The organism is Yoonia vestfoldensis DSM 16212 (assembly GCF_000382265.1).
Taxonomy (GTDB): domain Bacteria; phylum Pseudomonadota; class Alphaproteobacteria; order Rhodobacterales; family Rhodobacteraceae; genus Yoonia; species Yoonia vestfoldensis.
The window spans coordinates 34282-56763 of sequence record NZ_KB907973.1 but is presented as its reverse complement, the minus strand read 5'-3'; the positions used below and the strand labels follow the sequence as shown (position 1 = coordinate 56763).

General features: G+C 59.1%; 35 protein-coding genes. 3 read left to right on the top strand and 32 right to left on the bottom strand.

The features are described from left to right. Positions 1–106: 106 nt before the first annotated feature. The 12 genes from H147_RS0100375 to rplO form a co-directional block, all read right to left on the bottom strand. Positions 107–817, bottom strand: coding sequence for an ATP12 family chaperone protein (locus tag H147_RS0100375; protein WP_019953339.1), 711 nt, complete (start codon positions 815–817; stop codon positions 107–109). Further along, entirely contained in the window at positions 814–1491 is a 678-nt protein-coding gene (locus H147_RS0100370) for an HAD-IA family hydrolase (protein WP_019953338.1), read from the bottom strand. The genes H147_RS0100375 and H147_RS0100370 overlap by 4 nt, the downstream gene beginning before the upstream one ends. Further along, positions 1484–2539: an RluA family pseudouridine synthase gene (locus H147_RS0100365; protein WP_019953337.1), complete on the bottom strand. Its 1056-nt coding sequence runs from the start codon at positions 2537–2539 to the stop codon at positions 1484–1486. The genes H147_RS0100370 and H147_RS0100365 overlap by 8 nt, the downstream gene beginning before the upstream one ends. Continuing rightward, the gene (gene crcB, locus H147_RS0100360; protein ID WP_019953336.1) at positions 2536–2895 is read right to left on the bottom strand and encodes a fluoride efflux transporter CrcB; all 360 of its coding nucleotides are present in this window, start codon (positions 2893–2895) and stop codon (positions 2536–2538) included. The genes H147_RS0100365 and crcB overlap by 4 nt, the downstream gene beginning before the upstream one ends. Before the next feature lie 31 nt (positions 2896–2926). After that, positions 2927–4237 (bottom strand): replication-associated recombination protein A, encoded by a 1311-nt coding sequence (locus H147_RS0100355; RefSeq protein WP_019953335.1) that lies wholly within the window; start codon positions 4235–4237, stop codon positions 2927–2929. An 84-nt stretch (positions 4238–4321) separates the two neighbouring features. Then, positions 4322–4741, bottom strand: coding sequence for a 50S ribosomal protein L17 (gene rplQ / locus H147_RS0100350; protein ID WP_019953334.1), 420 nt, complete (start codon positions 4739–4741; stop codon positions 4322–4324). A 184-nt stretch (positions 4742–4925) separates the two neighbouring features. After that, positions 4926–5942 (bottom strand): DNA-directed RNA polymerase subunit alpha, encoded by a 1017-nt coding sequence (locus tag H147_RS0100345; RefSeq protein ID WP_019953333.1) that lies wholly within the window; start codon positions 5940–5942, stop codon positions 4926–4928. A gap of 114 nt (positions 5943–6056) precedes the next feature. Next, complete coding sequence (gene rpsK, locus H147_RS0100340; protein WP_019953332.1) at positions 6057–6446, bottom strand: 30S ribosomal protein S11; 390 nt, start codon at positions 6444–6446, stop codon at positions 6057–6059. Between the two features lie 13 nt (positions 6447–6459). After that, on the bottom strand, positions 6460–6828 hold the full coding sequence (rpsM, locus tag H147_RS0100335; protein ID WP_026352119.1) for a 30S ribosomal protein S13: 369 nt from the start codon (positions 6826–6828) through the stop codon (positions 6460–6462). 199 nt (positions 6829–7027) lie between these two features. Continuing rightward, a complete protein-coding gene (locus H147_RS0100330) occupies positions 7028–7606 on the bottom strand; it encodes an adenylate kinase (RefSeq protein ID WP_019953330.1) in 579 nt (192 codons plus the stop codon). Next, positions 7603–8964: a preprotein translocase subunit SecY gene (gene secY, locus H147_RS0100325; protein WP_110570877.1), complete on the bottom strand. Its 1362-nt coding sequence runs from the start codon at positions 8962–8964 to the stop codon at positions 7603–7605. The genes H147_RS0100330 and secY overlap by 4 nt, the downstream gene beginning before the upstream one ends. Before the next feature lie 105 nt (positions 8965–9069). Beyond that, positions 9070–9543: a 50S ribosomal protein L15 gene (gene rplO / locus H147_RS0100320; RefSeq protein WP_019953328.1), complete on the bottom strand. Its 474-nt coding sequence runs from the start codon at positions 9541–9543 to the stop codon at positions 9070–9072. A gap of 281 nt (positions 9544–9824) precedes the next feature. Here rplO and H147_RS20195 point away from each other — a divergent pair, with 281 nt between their 5' ends. Next, complete coding sequence (locus H147_RS20195) at positions 9825–10205, top strand: hypothetical protein (RefSeq protein WP_019953327.1); 381 nt, start codon at positions 9825–9827, stop codon at positions 10203–10205. A 100-nt stretch (positions 10206–10305) separates the two neighbouring features. Here the strand turns inward: H147_RS20195 and rpmD are convergent, their stop codons facing one another. The 11 genes from rpmD to rpmC all read right to left on the bottom strand — a co-directional run bounded on the left by rpmD (position 10306) and on the right by rpmC (position 14616). Next, complete coding sequence (gene rpmD, locus H147_RS0100310) at positions 10306–10494, bottom strand: 50S ribosomal protein L30 (RefSeq protein WP_019953326.1); 189 nt, start codon at positions 10492–10494, stop codon at positions 10306–10308. 3 nt (positions 10495–10497) lie between these two features. Then, complete coding sequence (rpsE, locus tag H147_RS0100305) at positions 10498–11082, bottom strand: 30S ribosomal protein S5 (RefSeq protein ID WP_019953325.1); 585 nt, start codon at positions 11080–11082, stop codon at positions 10498–10500. Between the two features lie 125 nt (positions 11083–11207). Next, a complete protein-coding gene (rplR, locus tag H147_RS0100300) occupies positions 11208–11573 on the bottom strand; it encodes a 50S ribosomal protein L18 (RefSeq protein WP_019953324.1) in 366 nt (121 codons plus the stop codon). Positions 11574–11584: 11 nt separating this feature from the next. Then, positions 11585–12118, bottom strand: coding sequence for a 50S ribosomal protein L6 (gene rplF, locus H147_RS0100295; RefSeq protein ID WP_019953323.1), 534 nt, complete (start codon positions 12116–12118; stop codon positions 11585–11587). Between the two features lie 9 nt (positions 12119–12127). Then, positions 12128–12520 carry a 30S ribosomal protein S8 gene (gene rpsH / locus H147_RS0100290; protein ID WP_019953322.1) on the bottom strand — a complete coding sequence of 131 codons (393 nt, stop codon included), beginning with the start codon at positions 12518–12520 and terminating at the stop codon, positions 12128–12130. A 12-nt stretch (positions 12521–12532) separates the two neighbouring features. Further along, positions 12533–12838, bottom strand: a complete 306-nt coding sequence (rpsN, locus tag H147_RS0100285) for a 30S ribosomal protein S14 (protein ID WP_026352118.1) — start codon at positions 12836–12838, stop codon at positions 12533–12535. Positions 12839–12858: 20 nt separating this feature from the next. Then, on the bottom strand, positions 12859–13422 hold the full coding sequence (rplE, locus tag H147_RS0100280) for a 50S ribosomal protein L5 (protein ID WP_019953320.1): 564 nt from the start codon (positions 13420–13422) through the stop codon (positions 12859–12861). Next, a complete protein-coding gene (gene rplX / locus H147_RS0100275) occupies positions 13422–13727 on the bottom strand; it encodes a 50S ribosomal protein L24 (protein ID WP_019953319.1) in 306 nt (101 codons plus the stop codon). Before rplX ends, rplE begins: the two co-directional genes overlap by 1 nt. 2 nt (positions 13728–13729) lie before the next feature. Next, complete coding sequence (gene rplN / locus H147_RS0100270; RefSeq protein WP_019953318.1) at positions 13730–14098, bottom strand: 50S ribosomal protein L14; 369 nt, start codon at positions 14096–14098, stop codon at positions 13730–13732. 76 nt (positions 14099–14174) lie between these two features. Then, positions 14175–14405 carry a 30S ribosomal protein S17 gene (rpsQ, locus tag H147_RS0100265; protein WP_019953317.1) on the bottom strand — a complete coding sequence of 77 codons (231 nt, stop codon included), beginning with the start codon at positions 14403–14405 and terminating at the stop codon, positions 14175–14177. A gap of 4 nt (positions 14406–14409) precedes the next feature. Next, positions 14410–14616 carry a 50S ribosomal protein L29 gene (gene rpmC, locus H147_RS0100260; protein WP_026352117.1) on the bottom strand — a complete coding sequence of 69 codons (207 nt, stop codon included), beginning with the start codon at positions 14614–14616 and terminating at the stop codon, positions 14410–14412. A 197-nt stretch (positions 14617–14813) separates the two neighbouring features. On the opposite strand from rpmC, the gene H147_RS0100255 reads away from it, so the two are divergent. Next, the gene (locus H147_RS0100255) at positions 14814–15434 is read left to right on the top strand and encodes a 2OG-Fe(II) oxygenase family protein (RefSeq protein ID WP_026352116.1); all 621 of its coding nucleotides are present in this window, start codon (positions 14814–14816) and stop codon (positions 15432–15434) included. A gap of 114 nt (positions 15435–15548) precedes the next feature. Next, the gene (locus H147_RS0100250; RefSeq protein ID WP_019953314.1) at positions 15549–15728 is read left to right on the top strand and encodes a hypothetical protein; all 180 of its coding nucleotides are present in this window, start codon (positions 15549–15551) and stop codon (positions 15726–15728) included. Positions 15729–15846: 118 nt separating this feature from the next. Here the strand turns inward: H147_RS0100250 and rplP are convergent, their stop codons facing one another. From rplP to H147_RS0100210, 9 genes are all read right to left on the bottom strand, one after another. Continuing rightward, positions 15847–16260: a 50S ribosomal protein L16 gene (rplP, locus tag H147_RS0100245; protein ID WP_007206612.1), complete on the bottom strand. Its 414-nt coding sequence runs from the start codon at positions 16258–16260 to the stop codon at positions 15847–15849. 12 nt (positions 16261–16272) lie between these two features. Continuing rightward, on the bottom strand, positions 16273–16989 hold the full coding sequence (gene rpsC / locus H147_RS0100240; protein ID WP_019953313.1) for a 30S ribosomal protein S3: 717 nt from the start codon (positions 16987–16989) through the stop codon (positions 16273–16275). Next, positions 16989–17369 carry a 50S ribosomal protein L22 gene (gene rplV, locus H147_RS0100235; protein WP_007206610.1) on the bottom strand — a complete coding sequence of 127 codons (381 nt, stop codon included), beginning with the start codon at positions 17367–17369 and terminating at the stop codon, positions 16989–16991. Before rplV ends, rpsC begins: the two co-directional genes overlap by 1 nt. Before the next feature lie 3 nt (positions 17370–17372). Then, the gene (gene rpsS, locus H147_RS0100230) at positions 17373–17651 is read right to left on the bottom strand and encodes a 30S ribosomal protein S19 (RefSeq protein WP_007206609.1); all 279 of its coding nucleotides are present in this window, start codon (positions 17649–17651) and stop codon (positions 17373–17375) included. Positions 17652–17653: 2 nt separating this feature from the next. Continuing rightward, complete coding sequence (gene rplB / locus H147_RS0100225) at positions 17654–18496, bottom strand: 50S ribosomal protein L2 (RefSeq protein WP_019953312.1); 843 nt, start codon at positions 18494–18496, stop codon at positions 17654–17656. Positions 18497–18733: 237 nt separating this feature from the next. Then, a complete protein-coding gene (locus H147_RS0100220) occupies positions 18734–19495 on the bottom strand; it encodes a pentapeptide repeat-containing protein (RefSeq protein WP_019953311.1) in 762 nt (253 codons plus the stop codon). Positions 19496–19629: 134 nt separating this feature from the next. Beyond that, the gene (locus tag H147_RS20885; protein ID WP_162561608.1) at positions 19630–20250 is read right to left on the bottom strand and encodes a hypothetical protein; all 621 of its coding nucleotides are present in this window, start codon (positions 20248–20250) and stop codon (positions 19630–19632) included. A 162-nt stretch (positions 20251–20412) separates the two neighbouring features. After that, positions 20413–21783 (bottom strand): sensor histidine kinase, encoded by a 1371-nt coding sequence (locus tag H147_RS0100215; protein WP_019953310.1) that lies wholly within the window; start codon positions 21781–21783, stop codon positions 20413–20415. Beyond that, positions 21780–22439, bottom strand: a complete 660-nt coding sequence (locus H147_RS0100210) for a response regulator transcription factor (protein ID WP_019953309.1) — start codon at positions 22437–22439, stop codon at positions 21780–21782. The genes H147_RS0100215 and H147_RS0100210 overlap by 4 nt, the downstream gene beginning before the upstream one ends. Positions 22440–22482 lie beyond the last annotated feature (43 nt).

The following is a 22482-nucleotide window of genomic DNA, read 5'->3' as shown; positions in this document are numbered from 1 at the left end:
CCGATGAAACGCCATGGGGTCAAGCAAAACTCGCAGCAACCGCTGCGCAAATGCTTTGAAAACAGGCAATCTTCGGGACAAATGCACAGATATGTGCTCCATCGGTTCATGACCGCGACAGATGAAAGAATCGTTCGGCGTGCAGGAATGCAGCGCGCTTGATCGCAGCGGCAGCAGTTGCGTCTTCGTCGGCCCCCCATTGGGCGATCTGCCAGTCTTCGTCGATGCGCGAAATGTCCCATGCGCGCGCCGCGTCCAGATGGTCACGCATCACGGCAAGCGCCAGAATCAATGATCCGGACAAGCTGATCAGATCATGTGCGGCTGCCAGACGGAAATCGTCCATCCTGTCGAGTTCGCTTTGCAAGACCGCAAGGCTTTCATCGGGTTGCGGGACATGCATGACCCCCTCGCCCACCGCCAAAGTCACGCCCAATGTGTCCGTCGCCCAATGCAGCAGCGGGTCCCATGCCTGCCGCTGGCGCAGAACCAGGCCGTCCGGCGCAGGTGCGCGATAGCACAGCAGATCGGTGCCGCCGTATTCGGACAACAGGCCGATCACCTCGGTGCGCTGGGTGCGGACCTTGTCGATTGCCGCATTGGCGCTGCGCGTCACCGGCATGGTCCGCGGATCAACAAGCCCGGTCTGCGCATCCCATTCCGCCGCGACCGCCTCGGCCATTGGCAGGGTCGGCACGACCAATGCGGCCTTTGCCGGTGTTTTCACCAATCGGCCGTCCAAAGTGACGGTGAATCCGCCCTCGCAGGCCTCCGGCGTCGCGGCTTTCCAGAATCGTTTCGGTTTCCAGTCGGTCATGGTTTTGGTCCGGTCAGTTGGTCGATAGCGGGCAAAAGGTGGTCGAAACTGTCAATCAGCACATCAGGGCGCAGGCTGTCTGCATCATGATAGCCCCAGGACACCCCGATCGTGCGCACGCCAGCGGCGCGCCCCATGTCCATGTCATAGGTCGTATCGCCGATCATCACGGCGGCGCGGGCATCGGTGCCTGTCTCATTGAGCGCGGTCAAAATCATGGACGGATTCGGTTTGGAAGGATGGTCGTCGGCGACCTGTTCGCTATGGAACAAACCCCGCAGCCCGTGTTTTTCCAGCATCTTGTCCAGACCGCGCCGCGATTTACCGGTCGCCACGGCCAGCAAGGTATTGTCCTGCCCGGCCAGTGCGTACAGCGCCGCACGCGCGCCGGGGTAAAGCGGGCTCAGCTCGCCCTGCCCATCCGCACCGCGCAGGTCCATATAGGCATTTTTGTACGCCTGCACGAGACGGGGGTGCCTGTCCAGCGCCTCGTCGGGGCACAGCCGCGCCATGGCGACATCCAGCGACAGCCCGACAATCGACAACAGTTGTTTGCGGTCAGGCAGCACCAGACCTTCGGCGGCAAAGGCGGCGGTCATCGCGGCGACGATTTCGGCCTGGCTGTCGACCAGCGTGCCATCCACGTCGAAGATCACAAGGCGCAGATCACTCATCTGGCATGTTGAACGGATCGACGGGGGCGTGGCCGACGACCCACCCCACGAAATCCCATGTGTTCTGCATATGCTCTGGCAGGTCGGCGGTGATATGAAGCGTCTTGCCGGTCGCGGGATGTTCGATGGTCAGGCTGCGGGCGTGCAAATGCATCTTGCGCCCGATCTCGCTTCCCATGCTGGCACCCCAGCCATCGCCGAGGTTTTCCTGCCCCGACCCGCCATATTTGCCATCCCCGATGATCGGATGCCCGATCTCGGCCATATGTGCGCGCAATTGATGTGTGCGGCCCGTGACCGGCACCAGCGCACACCACGCGGCACGGCTGGCCAGTGTATCCATTACGGCATAATCGGATGCCGCACGTTTCGCGCCTTCGGTGCTGGCGATGTCGTTGGGATGCACGCAGCGCATCTTTTCATTCTCGCCGCCCTTGCCGTGGCCGGGGGCCTTGACCAGACCGTATTTGATCGTGCCCGCGCGCGGATGCGGCACACCGGCGACAGCGGCCCAGTAAATCTTGCGCGTCTCGCGATGCTTGAGGTTCTCGGTCAGTTGCTTGGCCATCATCCGCGTCCGCGCCAGCAGCAGCACGCCGGATGTATCACGGTCAAGCCGGTGGACCAGACGCGGTTTTTCGTCGTAACCGAACATCAGCGCCTCGGCCATGCCATCGACGTGGCGGGTGGTGTTGGTGCCGCCCTGCGTCGCCAACCCGTGCGGCTTGTTGATTGCGATGATATGGTCGTCCTTGTAGATCACGCAGGACTGGATCAGCTTGGCATCGGCCTTGGTCACGCCGTGGCGGGCAAGGGCCGATGCGGCGGCAGCCTCTTCCTCGGTCGGCAAGGGCGGGATGCGGATTTTCTGGCCGACTTCCAGCCGCGTGCTGGTTTTGACCCGCCCGCCATCGACACGCAATTCGCCCTTGCGGCACAGCTTTTCGATGCGGCCTTGGGTCAGATGTGGAAACAGGCGGCGCAGATAGCGGTCCAGCCGCTGGTCGCCGTCGTCGGGGCCGATGGTTCTGGTGTGTACACCGCTCATGTCGTCATTCCTTTGGCAAGCCACAGGCCCAATCCGCAGGCCGCAATTGATAAAACCACCGAGGCAAGCACATAGCCGCCCGCAGCCACGACGCGCCCCGCCTCGACCAGCCGGATGGTGTCGAGCGAGAAGGCCGAAAACGTCGTGAACCCGCCCAGAACGCCCGTCATCACGAAAGGCGCCCAGCCCTGCAACCCGCGCGCGGCCAGCAAGACCCAGACCAGCCCGATGGCAAAAGACCCCGCGACATTCACCGCAAGCGTGCCCATCGGAAAGGCCACGACCGATCCGACCAGATAGCGCAGCACAGAGCCGAAAGCGCCCCCAAGAGCCACGGAGATCACAGGTGTCATCATCGGCCTGCCTTCGCCTTTTGGCGCGGGGAAGTCAATTCTTGCCCCGCTTGGCGCGCAATCCGGCAAAGAAATCGACGCGTTTCTTCAGCTCACGTTCAAACCCGCGATCCACGGGCAGGTAATAAATGCCGCGCTTCATCGTTTCGGGGAAATAATTCTGGCCGCTGAACCCGTCCTCGGCATCGTGGTCATAGGCATAGCCCGCCCCGAACCCCTGTTCCTTCATCAGCTTGGTCGGCGCGTTCATGATATGCGCGGGCGGCGGTTCCGACCCTGTCTGTTTTGCCGCGGCCATCGCGGCCTTGTAGGCGACATAAGCCGCATTCGATTTCGGCGCGAGCGCGAGGTACGTCACAGCCTGCGCCAAAGCCAGTTCGCCTTCGGGCGAGCCCAGCCGTTCATAGGTTTCCCACGACTGCAAACACACCGCCTGCGCCTGCGGGTCAGCAAGGCCGATATCCTCGACCGCCATCCGCGTGATGCGGCGGGCCAGATAGCGCGGGTCCTCGCCCCCGGCCAGCATGCGCGCGAACCAGTAGAGTGCTGCATCGGGGTCCGATCCGCGCACGGATTTATGCAACGCTGAAATCAGGTTATAATGCTCATCACCCGACTTGTCGTATTTCACCGCACGTTTCATCAACCGTTTGGTCAGGTCGTCGCGCGTCAGTTTCGCATCGGTTTTCCACGCCGCCACCTGTTCGATCAGATTGAGCAGCGCGCGGCCATCGCCATCGGCCATGTCCAGCAACGCCTCGCGGGCGTTTCCGTCCAGCGGCAGCGCGCGGCCCAGTTCCTTTTCGGCACGTTGGGCGAGCAGTTCAAGATCAGCCAGCGTCAGGCGGGTCAGGATGAACACCTGCGCACGGCTCAGTAATGCGGCGTTCAGTTCGAAACTGGGGTTTTCGGTGGTTGCACCCACCAGCAGGATGGTCCCGTCTTCCATATAGGGCAGGAAACCGTCCTGTTGTGCCTTGTTGAAACGGTGGATTTCATCGACGAAGAGCAGCGTGCCCTTGCCGTTCTGCCGGCGCATCTTGGCGGCCTCGAACACCTTGCGCAATTCCGGCACGCCGGTGAAAATCGCGCTGATCTGGACGAAATGCAGGTCGGTTTCATCCGCCAGCAACCGCGCGATGGTCGTCTTGCCGACACCCGGCGGCCCCCAGAACACCAGCGACGACAATGACCCCGACGCAAGCATCGTCCCCAGCGGCGCATCGGGGCCAAGCACCTGTTGCTGGCCGATCACCTCTGACAGGTGTTTCGGGCGCAGCCGGTCGGCCAGCGGGCGGGGGCCAGCAGGGGCATTCTTCGGGGCGCTGTCGAACAGGTCAGGCATGGGCGGATGATAGGCCTATCGGGAAAAAGCGAAAGCCCCGCCAGTGTGGCAGGGCTTTGCAAAGCTTGGGTCGTGAAGGCTGAATTAATCTTCCAGCGCTTCGAACTCGGCCAGACGGGCCTTGTCGGCCGCGCCCTTGGCATTCACGTCGCGGTCAACGAATTCGATGATCGCCATCGGGGCCATGTCGCCATAGCGGAAACCGGCCTTCATGATGCGGATGTAACCGCCCTGACGTTCGGCATAACGTGGGCCGATGATTTCGAACAGCTTGGCTGTGTGGATGTCCTGCTTGAGCTGGGCATCAGCCTGACGGCGGGCATGCAGATCGCCGCGCTTGCCAAGGGTGACCAGCTTTTCGACGATACGGCGCAGTTCTTTGGCCTTGGGCAGGGTCGTCTTGATCTGCTCGTGTTCAATCAGGGCCCCTGCCATGTTGGCGAACATCGCCTTGCGGTGTTCGTGGGTCCGGTTCAGCTTGCGGTAGCCGCTTGCGTGACGCATTTGAAGTCTCCTAAAGGTTTATACTTTGTCCAACGGTCTGATGCGTGCCAGCCGTATTATTGGGGCGGGATTGCCCGGGGTCGTCCCCACATGCGTGGGCATTTCGAGGTGACGCGCCCCGGACGTGTTCCGGGGCCTCATCAGGTTGTGCGAGGTCCCGGGTCAGGCCCGGGACGAAGGCCAGTTAAAACTGGTCCTCGAACTTCTTGGCCAGATCTTCGATGTTGTCTGGCGGCCAATCCTCGACGTCCATACCAAGGTGCAGACCCATACCCGACAGCACTTCCTTGATTTCGTTCAAGGATTTGCGGCCAAAGTTCGGGGTGCGCAGCATTTCGGCTTCGGTTTTCTGGATCAGATCGCCGATATAAACGATGTTGTCGTTCTTGAGGCAGTTGGCCGAACGCACCGACAGTTCCAGCTCGTCCACTTTCTTGAGCAGCAGCGGGTTGAATTCCAGCCCGTCGTCATCGGAACCGGCAGAGGCCGATTCAGGCTCGTCGAAGTTGACGAAGATCGACAGCTGGTCCTGCAGGATGCGCGCGGCATAGGCCACAGCATCGTCAGGCGACAGCGACCCGTCGGTTTCCACCTTCATCGTCAGCTTGTCATAATCGAGCACCTGACCTTCGCGGGTCGGCTGCACGTCATAGGACACCTTTTTCACCGGCGAATAGATCGCGTCGATGGCGATCATGCCGATGGGGGCGTCTTCTGGCTTGTTCTTGTCAGCGGCAACGTAACCTTTGCCGGTGTTCACGGTCAGTTCCATGTAGAGATCGGCACCATCGTCAAGGTGGCAGATCACATGGTCCTTGTTCAGGATTTCGATTCCGGCCGTTTCCGAAATATCGGCGGCGGTCACCACACCTGGCCCTTTGGCCTGCACGGACAGACGCTTGGGGCCTTCGACTTCCATACGGATGGCGACACCCTTGAGGTTCAGCACGATGTCGGTGACGTCTTCACGCACGCCCGACACGGACGAAAATTCATGCAGCACGTTGTCGATCTGCACGGCGGTGATTGCGGCACCCTGCAGCGACGACATCAGGATGCGACGCAGCGCGTTGCCAAGTGTCAGACCAAAGCCGCGTTCCAGCGGTTCGGCGACCATGGTCGCCTGACGCATCGGGTCATTGCCCGGCTTGACGTCCAACTGCATCGGCTTAATCAGTTCAGCCCAATTTTTGTGGATCATATGTCCCTCCATCCTTGTTTGCCTTCATGTCCAAAAAGGCAAACGCCCGAGGTTTCAAAATGACGGATTGGGGCCGTGCAAAAAGATGCACGACCCCAATGCGTTCGGAGTGGTTCAGACGCGGCGGCGCTTTGGCGGGCGGCAGCCGTTGTGCGCCATCGGGGTCACATCACGGATCGAGGTGATGTTGAAGCCGACAGCAGCCAGCGCACGCAAGGCTGATTCGCGGCCGGAACCGGGACCCTGCACTTCAACTTCGAGCGTCTTGACGCCGTGGTCCTGTGCTTTCTTGCCCGCATCCTCGGCAGCCATCTGGGCAGCGTAAGGCGTGGATTTCCGCGACCCTTTGAAGCCCATCGTGCCAGCGGACGACCATGCGATCGCATTGCCCTGCACGTCGGAGATCAGGATCTTGGTGTTGTTGAACGAAGAATTCACATGAGCAACGCCAGCGGCGATGTTCTTGGAAACCTTCTTTTTGGTGCGTTTGGTATCGCGTGCCATCTGTCAGGTCCCCTTATTTCTTCTTGCCGGCAATGGCCTTTGCAGGGCCCTTGCGTGTGCGCGCATTGGTGTGGGTCCGCTGACCACGCACCGGCAGGTTGCGACGGTGACGCAGGCCACGGTAGCAGCCAAGGTCCATCAGGCGCTTGATGTTCATCTGGGTTTCACGGCGCAGGTCACCTTCGACGGTGAGGTTCGCGTCGATGAATTCGCGGATCGTCAGGATCTCTGCGTCCGACAGCTGGTTCACGCGGCGTGCGCGGTCGATGTTGGTCGCTTCGCAGATCTGTTCGGCAATGGCAGGGCCAATTCCGGTGATATAGGTGAGGGCGATTGGAACCCGCTTTGCAGTCGGGATGTTTACGCCGGCAATACGTGCCACGTGTGCAATTCCTTTTCGTTGCGGGTCCGTGATGCCAGACCCTTTTTTCACAACGGAAGCCCGGACCATAAGGCGCCGGGCTGCGTCATATCAGGTAAGCCGCAGGATGAAGGGCGCGACCCCGCACCTGCGCATTGATTCCCTTGCGGGATGGCGCTGTTTAGGGGGCAAAGCCGCCATCGTCAATAGACCGCTGCGATCAATCCAGCGCCTTGGCGATGCTTGCCGCGACTTCATCCACGCTGGCCAATCCATCGACGGAAATCAGATCGCCCTTGGCGTGATAATAACCGATCAGCGGGCTGGTTTGCTTGTAATAGGCCAAAAGCCTGGTCTTGAGACTGTCCTCGTTATCGTCAGCGCGCGCCTGACCGCCTGCCGCAACCATCTCGGCGGCACGTCCGAGGATCCGCTGGACCAGCACGTCATCATTGACCTGCAATTCGATCGCATGGTCGAGGCTCTGCCCCATCTCGGCCAGCAGTTCGCCCAAGGCATCGGCCTGCGCCAGTGTGCGGGGGAAACCGTCAAAGATGAAACCGCCGTGATCGCCAGCCGTTTCCAGCTGTTCGCGGATCAGGCCGATCACGATCTCGTCCGTCACCAGTTCGCCACGGTCCATGACCGCGGCCACCTTGTGGCCCATGTCCGTGCCACTTGTGCGGGCGGCGCGCAGCATGTCACCCGTGCTGAGCTGGATCATGTGTCGTTCGTCTACCAGCTTGCGGGCCTGCGTCCCTTTGCCAGCGCCCGGTGGGCCAAGCAGAATGATGTTCATCGCCGCGACGGGCCTTTTTTCTTGGTGGTGCTGCGTTTGCCGCGCAACTGCGATTTTTCGATCAGGCCCTCATATTGATGCGCCACAAGATGCGACTGCACCTGCTGGATCGTATCCATGCCCACCGACACGATGATCAGCACCGATGTCCCGCCGAAATAGAACGGGATCGACAGTTCGGCGCGGATGATTTCGGGCAGCAAGGCAACCAGCGCAAGATAGCCGGACCCAAGCACCAGAATACGCGTCAAAACATAGTCGAGATATTCCTCGGTGCGTTTGCCGGGGCGGATGCCAGGGATGAAACCGTTCTGGTTCTTGAGGTTTTCGGCGACGTCCTCGGTCTTGAAGGCGACTTCACGGGTGTAGAAATAGGTGAAGAACACGATCATGCCGCCAAAGAAGATCAGGTATAGCGGCTGGCCGGGGCCGAACAGCGCCAGAATGGTCGACATGACAGGCCCGCTTGACCCGCCGCTGAAAGTGCTGATCGTCGTCGGCAGCAGCAACAGCGCCGAAGCAAAGATCGCCGGGATGACGCCGGCTGGGTTTACCTTGATTGGCAGGTGGCTGGACGACCCGTCATAGATTTTCATGCCGCGTTGCTGGCGGGGATACTGGATATGGATCTTGCGCAGCGACCGTTCCATGAACACCACGAAGGTCAACACGACGATCACCATCAGCAGGATGCCCACGATAACGAAGGGGCTGATCGCGCCGGTGCGACCTTGGCTCAGGAATTGCGCCAAGGCGGACGGAATTTCGGCGATGATACCAACGAAGATGATCAGCGAAATACCGTTGCCGATGCCGCGCGCCGTGATCTGTTCGCCCAGCCACATCAGGAACATGGTGCCGCCGACGATGGTGATCACGCAGGACGCACGGAAAAAGAACCCGGGGTCAGAGGCCAGACCGCCCGCTTCCAGACTGACAGCAAGACCGTAAGCCTGAGCCGTCGCCAGCACCACGGTGCCATAGCGGGTGTATTGGTTCAGCTTGCGGCGACCTGCCTCGCCCTCTTTCTTGAGGTTTTTCAGCGGCTCCCACATGGACCCAAGCAGCTGCATGACGATCGACGCCGAAATGTATGGCATGATGCCCAGCGTGAAGATCGCCATCCGCGACAGCGCGCCGCCGGTGAACATCGACAGGATGCCGCCGATGCCCGCCTGCGCGTCTTCCATGAATTGCTGCAGGGCGATGCCGTCGATCCCGGGAACCGGGATGAAGGTGCCCAGACGATAGATCATCAACAGACCGATCGTGAAGAGGATGCGTTGGCGCAGTTCAGTTGCTTTGCCGAAGGCGCTCCAACTGACGTTGGCTGCCATTTGCTCTGCTGCAGAAGCCATGTGGGTCTCTTTTCATGATAAACGCCGCTGACCGGTTCCCCGATCAGCGGCGTTTGGGAAAACTTGCAAGATCATCTAAGCGACGGTGTCGCCGCTCACAAGGTCTTACTCTGCCGCTGCCGGGGTTGTGACGGTCAATGTGCCGCCGGCCTTGGCCACGGCATCGACAGCACCCTGCGACGCGCCGGTGACGGTGATCGTGGCTTTGGATTTGAATTCACCCTTTGCCAGAACACGAATGCCGTCTTTCTTGCGACGGACCAGACCGGACGCGATCAGCGCGTCTTCGGTGATGTCGGCCTTGATGTCGATCTTGCCTTCGTCGATGAATTTCTGGATCAGACCCAGATTGACGACCGAGAATGCCTTGCGGTTCGGCTTGTTGAAGCCACGCTTGGGCAGACGCTGATAGAGTGGCATCTGGCCGCCCTCGTAGCCCTTGATCGCCACGCCCGAGCGGGATTTCTGACCCTTGATACCACGGCCACCGGTCTTACCCATGCCGGAACCGGGACCACGGCCGATCCGTTTCTTACGCTGGGTGGCGCCTGGGTTGTCGGAAAGTTCATTCAGTTTCATGTCGCTTCTCCTCTTGCCGGAACTGGCCCCCAGCGACGGGAGCGGCCAAACACGGCGTTAAAATCGAGTCGGTCCAGTGGTGCCGACTTGCGGCGTATAGACGGGGGGGTGGGGCAGGTCAAGAAAGCACGCGCAGGAATGCTTTGCGCAGTGGCAGGTAGATGTTCAACAAAATGTGGAAACTCTTCACAACCAAGGCAAAGGCGCTACATTCCCGCGCATGATACCAACAGCCTACACCAGCTTGAACTGCGACCCTTGCCATGATTAGCGCCTTGCTCATGTCTGTCGGCCTCGCCACATCTGCGATCCAGAGCGATGGGAGCTTTGGTTATCGCGCCGAAATCGTGACCGACGATATGGTCAATTCCAACGGCGAACGGTTGGAGGATCTGGCAGCGATCCTCCAGCAAGACCGCGCGAATTACCACCGGTTCGACATCAGACAGGATGGCGACGAAACCGATCCTTTTTTTGATGATTTCCAGACACGGGCCCGGATGCAGGTCGTTTACAAACCCGGGCCCCGCGACGCCGAGATTGAATCACTGCTCGCTTTCGGTGCGATCATCCGTCTGGACGTAGAGGTTTGCCTGCGCAACGGGCGCCCCGTCCAGATCGGCATACGGTACAGCGACACGGACGGGACGATCTGCGGTTAGGTAGAGTCTTCGAAACGATCCGACAAACAAAAAACGCCCCCGGTTTCCCGAGGGCGTTTTCAATTTCGTAAGGTGGATCGTAATCCACCCTATCTTTCGCTTACCCGCGCTCTTCGATGATCTCGACGAGGTGGGGAATGCTGTTGACCATGCCGCGCACGGAAGGTGTGTCTTCCAGTTCGCGGGTGCGGTTCATCTTGTTCAGGCCCAGACCGATCAGCGTGGCGCGCTGTTTCTCGGGGCGGCGGATCGGGGAGCCGATCTGCTTGACGACGATCGTTTTTGCCATGGTTTAAGCCTCCTCGGCGACTTGTGCGGATGTGTCGGCTGCATCTTCCCGCTTGGGCAGAATGTCAGCGACTTTCTTGCCGCGACGCTGAGCCACGTTGCGCGGCGACTGCTCTTTTTGCAGGCCGTCCATCGTGGCGCGGATCATGTTGTAAGGGTTCTGCGAACCGATCGATTTGGACACGACGTCCTGCACGCCCAGCATCTCGAACACGGCGCGCATTGGACCACCCGCGATGATACCGGTACCGGCAGGGGCTGTGCGCATCACGACGCGGCCAGCGCCATGGCGGCCTTCGATGTCGTGGTGCAGGGTGCGGCCGTCACGCAGGGCGACGCGGATCATCTGGCGTTTCGCCTGTTCGGTCGCCTTGCGGATCGCTTCGGGGACTTCCTTGGCTTTGCCTTTGCCGAAACCGACGCGGCCTTTCTGGTCACCGACGACGACGAGTGCGGCAAAGCCAAAACGCTTACCACCCTTGACGGTCTTGGACACGCGGTTGATGGCGACCAGGCGGTCGGCAAACTCGGGTGCTTGTTCTTCGCGGGGGCGACGGTTGCCACCCCGATTGTTGTCACGTTCTGCCATATCTGGCGTCCTTATCTTCTTGCCCGAGGGCGTTGTCCAATCGCGGTCGAAGCCGGATCATCGAGGGTGCGCCAAAGGCCCACCCTGCAGTGTTGGTAGGGTGCGCATTCCTGCGCACCGCCACTTTAGATCTTCAACCCGGCTTCGCGGGCTGCATCTGCAAGGGCCTTGATCTTGCCGTGGAACAGAAAACCGCCACGGTCGAAATAGGCCTGTTCGATTCCGGCAGCCTTGGCGCGTTCTGCGATTGCAGCACCTACCTTGGCAGCGGCTTCGACATTGTTCTTGCCGACAACGCCCAGATCTTTTTCGAGCGTCGACGCGGACGCAAGCGTCACGCCGTTCACATCGTCGATCAGCTGGACGCTGATGTTCTTGTTGCTGCGGTGTACCGAAAGACGCGCACGCCCCTGGTTGGCGGTCACGCCGCGCAGTTTGTTCCGAACGCGCATACGGCGCTTCAGAAACAGTGTTCTTTTGCTGTTTGCCATTTGTGCGTTCCTTACTTCTTCTTGCCTTCTTTGCGGAAGATGAATTCGCCTTTGTACTTGATGCCCTTGCCTTTGTAAGGCTCAGGTTTGCGCCATTCACGGATATTCGCCGCGACCTGGCCAACAAGCTGCTGGTCGATCCCTTCCACGATGATTTCGGTCTGCTTCGGGGCTGTCACGGTGACGCCCTCTGGCACTTCGAAATTCACATCATGGCTATAGCCCAATGCCAGTTTCAGGGTGTTGCCCTGCATCGTGGCACGATAGCCCACACCGCTGATCTCAAGCTCTTTCTTGAAACCGGTGGTCACGCCGGTCACCAAGTTTTCGACCTGGCTGCGCGACATGCCCCACTGCTGGCGCGCCCGCTTGGACGTGCCACGTGGTTTCACGGAAACGACATTGCCATCCACGGTGATGGTGACATCGTCGGTTGCCTTGAAGCTGCGGGTGCCCTTCGGGCCTTTGACTTCCACGGTCTGACCGGACACCGACGCAGTGACGCCAGAGGGCAGCTCAACCGGTTTTTTACCAATACGAGACATGTTTTCCCCTTAGAACACTGTGCAAAGCACTTCGCCGCCGATTTTGGCAGCCCGTGCGTTCGCGTCCGTCATCACACCCTTGGAGGTGGAGACAATCGACACACCCAGGCCCTGACGGACGGATGGGAGGTCATTGGCGCCCAGATACACGCGACGACCGGGCTTGGAGACCCGCTTCACTTCGCGAATGACTGGTGTGCCTTCGTAATACTTCAGCTCGATGTTGAAAGCAGGATGGCCGTCTTTGCCGTCCTTCTTTGCATAACCGCGGATGTAGCCTTCTGCGACCAGCACGTCCAACACCCAGGCGCGCAGTTTCGACGCCGGTGTTTCCACCGAAGCCTTGCCGCGCATCTGACCGTTACGGATGCGTGTCAGCATATCACCGATAGGATCGTTCATATCAAATTCTCCTTACCAGCTCGACTTGACCATGCCGGGGATTTCGCCATTGGAACCAAGGTTCCGCAGCGCGATCCGGCTGATCTTGAGTTTGCGGTAATAGGCGTGTGGACGCCCGGTGAGCTGGCAACGGTTGTGCAGACGCACAGCCGACGAATTGCGCGGCAGTTTTGCAAGCTGCAAGGTCGCCTTGAATCGCTCTTCGACCGGCTTGGACTGGTCGTTGATGATTGCCTTCAGCGCGGCACGCTTTCCAGCATACTGTGCCACCAGCTTTTCGCGCTTCTTCTCGCGCTCGATCATGGATTTCTTAGCCATTTGTCAAATCTCCCTAACGCTTAGCTGTTGAATGGCATGTTGAAGAGCTTCAACAATGCCTTTGCTTCAGCGTCAGTGTTCGCTGTGGTGCAGATAACGATGTCCATTCCCCACATCTCATCGATCTTGTCGAAGTTGATTTCGGGGAACACGATATGTTCCTTCAGGCCGGTGGCATAGTTGCCGCGACCGTCAAAGGATTTGCCGGAGACACCACGGAAGTCGCGGATACGGGGCATGGCGACCGTGATCAGGCGATCAAGGAATTCATACATCCGGTCACCGCGCAGGGTCACTTTTGCGCCCAGCGGCATTTCTTCACGCACACGGAAACCGGCGATGGATTTCTTCGCCTTCGTGGTCATCGCCTTTTGGCCGGCGATGGTGGTCAGGTCTTCCTGTGCGGATTTGGCTTTCTTGCTGTCACGGACAGCTTCTGCGCCGCAGCCGATGTTCAGGACGATCTTGTCCAGACGCGGGATCTGCATGTCGTTCTTGTAGCCGAATTCTTCCTTCATCGCCGCGCGAATCTTGGAGATATATTCAGCCTTCAGGCGGGGGGTGTAGTTTGCAGCGTCAAGCATCAGATCACATCCCCTGTCGTCTTTGCGAAACGCACCTTGTTTTCGCCGTCCATGCGGAAACCAACGCGGGTCGGTTTGCCATTCTTGTCAACGATCGCCAGGTTCGACAGCTGGATCGGCATCGCTTTTGGTGTGCGGCCACCTTGGCTGGTCTGGGATTGTTTCTGGTGACGGATCGCCATGTTGATACCATCAACAACGGCCTTGCCGGACTTTGGATCAACGGCACTGATCGTGCCCTTCATGCCTTTGTCTTTGCCGGCCAGAACGATGACGTCGTCGCCTTTGCGGAGTTTCGCAGCCATGGTTACAGCACCTCCGGAGCAAGCGAGATGATTTTCATGAAGTTCTTTGCGCGCAGCTCGCGAACAACTGGCCCGAAGATACGGGTGCCGATGGGCTCGTTGTTGTTGTTGAGGATGACAGCGGCATTGCTGTCAAAGCGGATGGCGGTGCCATCTTCGCGGAACACTTCTTTGGCGGTGCGTACGACAACGGCCTTGCGGACATCGCCCTTTTTCACGCGACCGCGTGGAATGGCTTCCTTCACCGATACGACGATAATGTCACCGACACTCGCGTAACGGCGGTGGGAACCACCCAGAACCTTGATGCACTGAACACGGCGGGCGCCGCTGTTGTCAGCTACATCCAGATTGGTCTGCATCTGGATCATTTGGTTTCTCCGACCTTTGGGGATTTGCCGATTTCCGACCGGCGCCCCAGGGTTTCATTGAACCGGGTGTTACTGCTTAAGAAGCAATAACCTCCCAGCGTTTGGTTTTCGATTTCGGTGCACATTCCTGAATGCGTACCGTGTCACCGACGTTGAAGGCGTTGTTTTCGTCGTGAGCCCGGTATTTCTTGGACTTGCGGACGGTTTTTTGCAGCAAAGGGTGCTTGAAGCGACGCTCGACCTGGACGGTCACGGTCTGGGCGTTCTGGTTGCTTGTGACAACACCTTGAAGGATACGCTTAGGCATATTCTTAAGCCTCCGATGCCGCAGCAGCGGCCTTTTCGTTCAGGATGGTTTTGACGCGGGCCGCATTCCGGCGCGCCGCACGGAACGCTGCCGTATTTTCGAGCTGGCCCGTGGCCTGCTGAAAGCGCAGGTTGAACGATTCTTTTTTCAGTTTGACCAGCTCATCACGGAGCTGATCGGGCGATTTCGCCCGCAGTTCTTTGGCATCCATGCCATTTTTCCTTTTCAACATCACCAGCAGGCCGCGCAAAGCGTTACCCGATTCCTGGTGGAGTGGGGGTAGAAGTGCGCCGTTTAGCCCCCATTCCCCGATAAAGCAACCCCTTGTAAGGCAGTGGTTCGCCTTATCGCTAACCTCTGCGCCAAGCGGCACTATACCGTTGCATGGAAACTGGATATGACGAGTCCATGACCAATGTAAAATCGCTGTTCGCCACCCGTCTCTATCACGCCCATCTGTCCGCCCACGGGGCGGTTGACCCGGCCGAACTGGAAAACTCCTGCCTTGTCATCGCTGATGATGACGAGGCCGGGCAGCAATGGTGCGAGGAACAGGGCTATCCCGGCTATACGTCCTATGCATCATTGACCGACCTGCCCTGGCGGTTCCCGATCTTCAAGGATTTGGTCGCCGTGCTGGACAAACATGTCGCGGCCTTTGCGCAGGATCTGGAGTTCGACCTCGGCGACAAGACGCTCAAGCTGGAAGATATCTGGATCAACATCCTGCCGCCCGGCGGTATCCACACCGGGCATATCCACCCCCATTCGGTGATCAGCGGCACGACCTATGTGGCCATGCCCGAAGGCGCCAGCGCGATCAAGTTCGAGGACCCGCGCCTTGCCATGATGATGGCCGCCCCGCCCCGCCAGAAAACCGCCCGCGAGGAATTGCGCCAGTTCGTCTATGTGTCGCCCGCCGTCGGCGACGTTCTGTTGTGGGAAAGCTGGCTGCGCCACGAGGTGCCGATGAACATGGCCGAGGAGGAAGAGCGGATCAGCGTCAGTTTCAATTATGCGTGGGGATGACATAAAATCTTGCCCATGGGGTCAACGCGACATTACGCTTTTGGCAGAAAACGCATTCTGGCCCAACAATCACCGTATTGCACCGCGATAGCGTCGCGGAAAGGAGTAATGAGTATGCGAGAGACAACCCGAAACGCCGAAGCCGACCGCGCCGCCAAGGCGTTCTATGGGCAATCCGAAACTGCCTTTGCACAACAGATCGAGGATCTGTGCCGCAACGATCAGCGGCTGCTCGAAGTATTCACCCGGACCCGCGCGAATTTCGTGAAATCACAGTTCGCGTCGCGCACCTGACGGCAAAAGCGGATCAGCACGCGTGATCAGAAACGCAAGGCCAGAAAAAAGCCCCCGCCGATCTCTCGGCAGGGGCTTTTCCATTTCAATCGACCCGTAGGTCGGGGTTAACCCCGACTTACCAATCCTCGCGGACCACGGTGCGTGTCTTGATCGGCAGCTTCATCGCTGCAAGGCGCAGGGCCTCGCGGGCGATTTCTTCGCTGACGCCGTCGATTTCGAACATCACGCGGCCGGGTTTGACCTTGCATGCCCAGAAGTCGATCGAACCCTTACCCTTACCCATACGCACTTCGATGGGCTTGGAGGTCACGGGCAGATCCGGGAAAATCCGGATCCAGACGCGGCCCTGACGCTTCATATGACGGGTCATGGCGCGGCGTGCCGCTTCGATCTGGCGTGCGGTGATCCGCTCTGGCTCGGTCGCTTTCAGGCCATAGGTGCCAAAGTTCAGGTCAGACCCGCCCTTTGCTTCACCACGAATCCGGCCTTTGTGCAGCTTGCGGTGTTTCGTGCGCTTTGGTTGCAGCATCTTCTCTACTCCTTACCTGTCGCGACGCGGGCCGCCAGGACCGCGCGGGATGGCGCCTTCCTGAAGCTCGGCATGTTTACGGTCGTGGCCTTGCGGGTCATGCTCCATGATCTCACCTTTGTAGATGAAGACCTTGATGCCGATGATGCCATAGGGCGTCATGGCTTCATAAAGCGCATAGTCGATGTCCGCACGCAATGTGTGCAGCGGCACGCGACCTTCACGGTACCATTCGGTCCGCGCGATTTCGGCACCACCCAGACGACCGGCAAGGTTGACCCGGATCCCCAGGGCGCCCATGCGCATCGCGTTCTGCACAGCACGTTTCATCGCACGACGGAAAGACACCCGGCGTTCGAGCTGCTGACCGATGGATTCAGCGACCAGCGCTGCGTCCAGTTCGGGCTTGCGGACTTCAACGATGTTGAGGTGCAGTTCCGACTTGGTCAGGTTCGCCAGCTTCTGACGCAGACCTTCGATGTCCGCACCTTTCTTGCCGATGATCACACCGGGGCGTGCGGCGTGGATCGTGACGCGGCACTTTTTGTGCGGACGTTCGATGATCACGCGGCTGATGCCGGACTGCGCACATTCCTTGCGGATGAACGCCTTGATCTTCAGGTCTTCCAGCAGCAGATCACCATATTCCTTGGTGTTCGCGAACCAGCGGCTGTCCCAGGTGCGGTTGACCTGAAGACGCATCCCGATAGGGTTTACTTTGTTACCCATTATGATTGCTCCTCAACTTGACGCACCTTGATGGTCAGTTCTGAAAACGGCTTGACGATCTTGCCGAAACGGCCACGCGCCCGGGGGCGGCCCCGCTTCATGATCAGGTTCTTGCCGACGTAAGCCTCTGCCACGACCAGCGCGTCAACATCCAGGTTGTGGTTGTTTTCGGCGTTGGCGATGGCCGACTGAAGACATTTCTTCACATCGTCCGAGATCCGCTTTTTGGAGAAAGTCAGGTCCTGCAGGGCCTTTTCGACTTTCTTGCCACGGATCAGCGCTGCCACGAGGTTCAGTTTCTGCGGGGAGGTCCGAAGCATGCGCAGTTTTGCCATTGCTTCATTATCGGCCACGCGGCGGGGATTCTTATCCTTGCTCATGGCTTATTTCCGCTTCGCTTTTTTGTCGGCGGCGTGACCGTAATAGGTCCGTGTCGGCGAATATTCACCGAACTTCTGACCGATCATGTCTTCCGTGACGTTGACAGGGATGTGCTTCTTGCCGTTGTAGACCGCAAAGGTCAGGCCAACGAACTGAGGCAGGATAGTGGAACGACGCGACCAGATCTTGATCACTTCGTTGCGGCCGCTTTCGCGCGTTGCTTCTGCCTTTTTCAAGACATAGGCGTCGACGAACGGGCCTTTCCAGACGGAACGAGCCATATTTAACGACCCTTCTTCTTGGCATGACGCGTGCGCACGATGAGGCGCTGCGATGCTTTGTTCTTGTTACGGGTGCGGGTACCTTTGGTATCCTTACCCCATGGGGTCACAGGCGTACGGCCACCGGATGTCCGGCCTTCACCACCACCATGCGGGTGGTCGATCGGGTTCATCGCGACACCGCGCACGGATGGGCGGATGCCCTTGTGACGGTTGCGACCGGCCTTACCGATGTTCTGGTTGGAGTTGTCGGGGTTCGACACGGCACCGACGGTGGCCATGCATTCCTGACGGACCAGACGCAATTCGCCCGACGACAGGCGGATCTGCGCATAGCCGCCATCGCGACCGACGAACTGGGCATAGGTGCCGGCTGCACGGGCGATCTGGCCGCCTTTGCCTGCCTTGAGCTCGATGTTGTGGACGATTGTCCCGATGGGCATGCCCGAGAAAGGCATCGCGTTGCCGGGCTTGATGTCAGCCTTGGCCGAGGCGATGACCTTGTCACCGATCGCCAGACGCTGCGGTGCCAGGATGTAGGTCTGGGTGCCGTCTTCGTACTGGATCAGCGCAATGAATGCTGTCCGGTTCGGATCGTATTCGATACGTGCGACAACAGCCTGCATGTCCAGCTTGTTGCGCTTGAAATCGACGATGCGGTAAAGACGCTTTGCGCCCCCACCAATGCGACGCATTGTGATCCGTCCGGTGTTGTTCCGTCCGCCCGATTTCGTCAGACCCTCCGTGAGGGCCTTGACAGGGCGACCTTTCCAAAGCTCCGAACGGTCGATCAGCACCAGCCCACGCTGGCCCGGCGTCGTCGGTTTGTACGACTTGAGTGCCATGTTTGCTTCTTCCGTTTGCTTGGCGTCCCGGACAGGTCCGGGACTATGGTTTACAGGGCCCCGAAGGTCCCCAAGTGAAGGGTTGTCGGGGTGAACCCCGACCTACGATTGCCGGGGCGAACCCTGGCCTGCGCATAAGACACAAGGCCCCGGAACGAATCCGAGGCCATGATTGGTGGCGTATAGCGGGGAGGTCGGGGGGTGGCAAGGGGGTGTGGGAATAGTCCGAGCGCCTGTTCAGTGCCCGATTGAATCAAGCGCCTTTTCAAAGTCTTGATCTTCAATTAGCGACATCCACCTCAACTGCTCGGTCTGTTGCTTTGCCATAACTAAATCTGCCAAGCGGCTGTAGACGCCTGCCGCGAGTGAGCCTGGTTGCTCACTTAGTTTCGCCAATATCTCGCTGTAGGCGAATATTGCGGTAGTTTTACGCCTCGTTCGGCTACGGCTCTGAGCGATTTTCTTTCGAAAGAGCTTTATACCGCTCGCACGTATCTGAGCAAATTGACTTTGTGACAATTCCGCCGGGAGAAACGATGCAAAGTCAATGAATTTATCAAGATCGTCAGATCGAACCGCTGCAGAAACCATATAGGCAACAACATGATCTGTCTTGCCAAAATCAGCAATCAGCTCACTAAGCAGATCTTTTCTCTTTTCCGAAGATTGAGAAATCTCGATGTCCTGCATTTTCGCGACAATCGGCAAATACTCAACGTCAATCCACTGAACATCAGCGTTAACCAGAATTGTGCTATGATCTACAACTGTTTTATCATTTCTAATACAATCTCTCAAGTCAGACCCGGTGAAGTCAAAACCCCGAAGATCAGCACCACAAAAATTTGTGCCTCGCAAGTCAGCGTACTGAAAATCTGTAAGCGGATTTAAACCAACCAATTTAACTAGTTTGTCAAATCTTGTGTCAGGCGCGGCAAAAACCGCATCAATTGAACTTAGCTCTCCTTCGCTGAGCATGTCCTCCAGCAGTCGGTTCATTCTTCCAAAACCTCAAAGCGTGATATGGAGACTGCAGAAGGTTGAGATGAGGTTGAATACTGGCTCGCCTCACGCTGAATTGCACGCCTCAAAATCAAACCGACTATAATATCTTTGTTTGTCCATTCACTAAATTACTTACCAATTAAGTTTCCACCAACAGCTGATACCTTTATTGACCGTTTTGAAACTTGAACCTCTCCGATCACTACCATTCTGTTACCACCCTTTTTTCTCCGAAGCGTACATAGGGCAATACTTGGGATTGCTGTACCATCAATTATTGGCGCGCGACCTGCACTAGTAACTTGCGGCAAAACCTCCCATGAGTCGTTGGGCCTAGCGATGACAGGGAGGTGTGTCTTGGTCTCGCTGATCTTTTGTTTTTTTGAGACTCCAACTTCACCACGTCCACCCAAATTCACATTGACGCCACTCACTGAACCCGCGCTGATACCACCCGAAACCACAAATCCCGCTTGTTTCTCTAGGCTGTTCTCTTCCACTACCGATGCAAGCACATTCTCGCCAAAGCTTGATCCCAAAACAGTCTCACAGCCTTCAAGAGAAAGGCGCAAGTAGGCCCGAGTAACACCCACTTCGTATTCACGACCTTGATGTTCATACCGCATTACAGCGAACAGCAAGCGACACTTCAACTCGAAAAACTCAGCTGTTGGTTCTAACTCAACGCGCACGCCCGACAGTTCAGGCAGGGGATTGACATCAGAAGTCTTGAACTTCGGCTCCTCCATATCTCAGATACAACCCCGCAAATCTATTTCAACCTACAGTGTCATACGGATTGCAAGACCATGCAATCATAGAAAAAGCCCCCGCGTTCCCGCAAGGGCTTTCCGTCTTCGACCTCACCTCAGCCTTACAGCCCGGTGGAGATACCGTCCCTGCCTCTTGGGTCATTCAAGCCCGCGCCAAATGCCGCCGGATCGGGTGTCCGGCACAGGTGTCGGCAACATGATCGACGCCTGAAACCCGCAAGACCCACCCGGACGCGGCGATTCCAGCAGCAGCTGGCTTCCCAGCCGCTCTGCTATGGCGGCCACGATGGCAAGGCCGAGCCCACTGCCATCGGCGCGCGCATCTGCCCGCTCGAACCGCCGCGTGAGGCGATCAAGGCTGTCGCGCGCCAGTGCGGGACCGTCATTCGCCACGATCAGACGTCCGTCAGCCGTCATGGTGACCTCGACCGGCGCGCTTTGCGCGCCATGCCGGAGCGCATTGTCCACAAGGTTCCGGCACACAATCGCAAAGGTATCCGGGTCGATGTCGGACTGGACAGGCGTGTCCGGCAAGCGCAGCGCGACGCGGCCCGGCGCGTTGGCGCGCATGATATCATCAACCACGATCTGCGCGACGGCCCTGACGTCCATGCTCTGATCGGTCCGCAGACGCCCGCCTTCGGCCCGTGCAAGCTGCAACAGACGCTCGGCAAGGCGCGTGAGCCGTTTGAGCGTCGCCTCGATCTCGGCGGCGCGCGCATCAATGCCGGGGTCTGCGGTCTCTGACCGAAGCCGCTGCGCCTGCGCGATCGCGCCTGCGAGCGGCGTGCGCAATTCATGTGCGGCATTCGCGGCAAAACTGCGCTCGGCCTCGAAGGCATCGCGCAACCGGGTCAGAAGGCCATTCAAGGTGGCGGCCAGCGGCGCAATCTCTGTCGGCAAGTCGCTGGCAGGCACGTCCGACAGGTCACGCGCGCCGCGCGAGTCCAGCCGCGCCCGAAATCGACGCAATGGCGCGAGGCTGAACCGGACGGCGACGATGATCGCCAAAATCGCCAATGGCAGCACGACCAGAAGCGGCAGACCCAGACCCATCTGGATTTCCCGCGCGACCAACGCCCGATGCGCAAGCGGCTCGGCCACGGTGATGCGGATCGTGCCCTGCAGCGCCGCGTCGCTGTAAAGCCGATGGGTCGCGGTCTGCCGAAATCCCTGCCCATCATATGACGGGAACGCTGCGGGGTCCGCCGCATGGGATTGCAGCAGGATGCGCCCCTCGGCGTCACGCACGACATAGGTGAAGAACTCGTCATGTTCGCGGATCGGCGCAACCCGCTGCGTCATGCCCGGCGCGTCACGCCCGACGATATCGGCCACCGCCAGCGGCAGGATACGTTCTGCCGTCTCGCGGAGCGCGCTGTCGAACACCTCGTCCAGTTCATCGCGGACGATCACAGCCGTGACCGTCGCGGCCAGAAGCCAGAGCAATGTCAGCACAAGGCCAAGCGAAAGGCCAAGCCGTGCCTGAAGGCTGGCAGGCCACCTCATGGACGCCCCAGCCGATAGCCCATGCCCCGCTCTGTTTCGACAACCTGCGCCCCGAGTTTCTTGCGCAGGCGGCTGACATGCACCTCGATCGTGTTGCTTTCGACTTCCGCGTCAAAAGCATAGAGCTTTTCCTCAAGCTGCGGCTTCGAAAGAAGCTGGCCGGGCCGAGCGAGAAACGTTTCGAACAACGCCCATTCCCGGGCGGTCAGTTGAACGGGCTTGCCGTCGCGGTGGACGCTGCGCGCGGCCAGATCAATGTCAAGCGGTCCGTGGGTGATGATGGGATTCGGGTTACCGCTGTAGCGCCGGGCGACCGATCCGATCCGGGCGGACAGTTCAGCCAGATCGAAGGGCTTGACCAGATAATCGTCGGCTCCTGCGTTCAGCCCCTCGATCCGGTCCGATATCTGGTCAAGCGCGGTCAGGATGATGACCGGCGTCACGTCCCCGCCTGCGCGCAAGCTCTTCAGGAACCCGATGCCGCGCCCGTCGGGCAGCATCAGGTCCAGCAGGATCAGGTCGTAGGACGCCGCGCGCAATGCGTCGCCCGCCGCGTCAAGCCGCGTGACCCAATCCCCCGATTGACCATCTGCCGCGATCTGGTCGCGCACTGCGGCACCGAGCGTGGTGTCGTCCTCGATCAGCAGAATGCGCATGTCTGGTCCGGTTCCTTTACATTTTGACCCATCCTGACCGGTC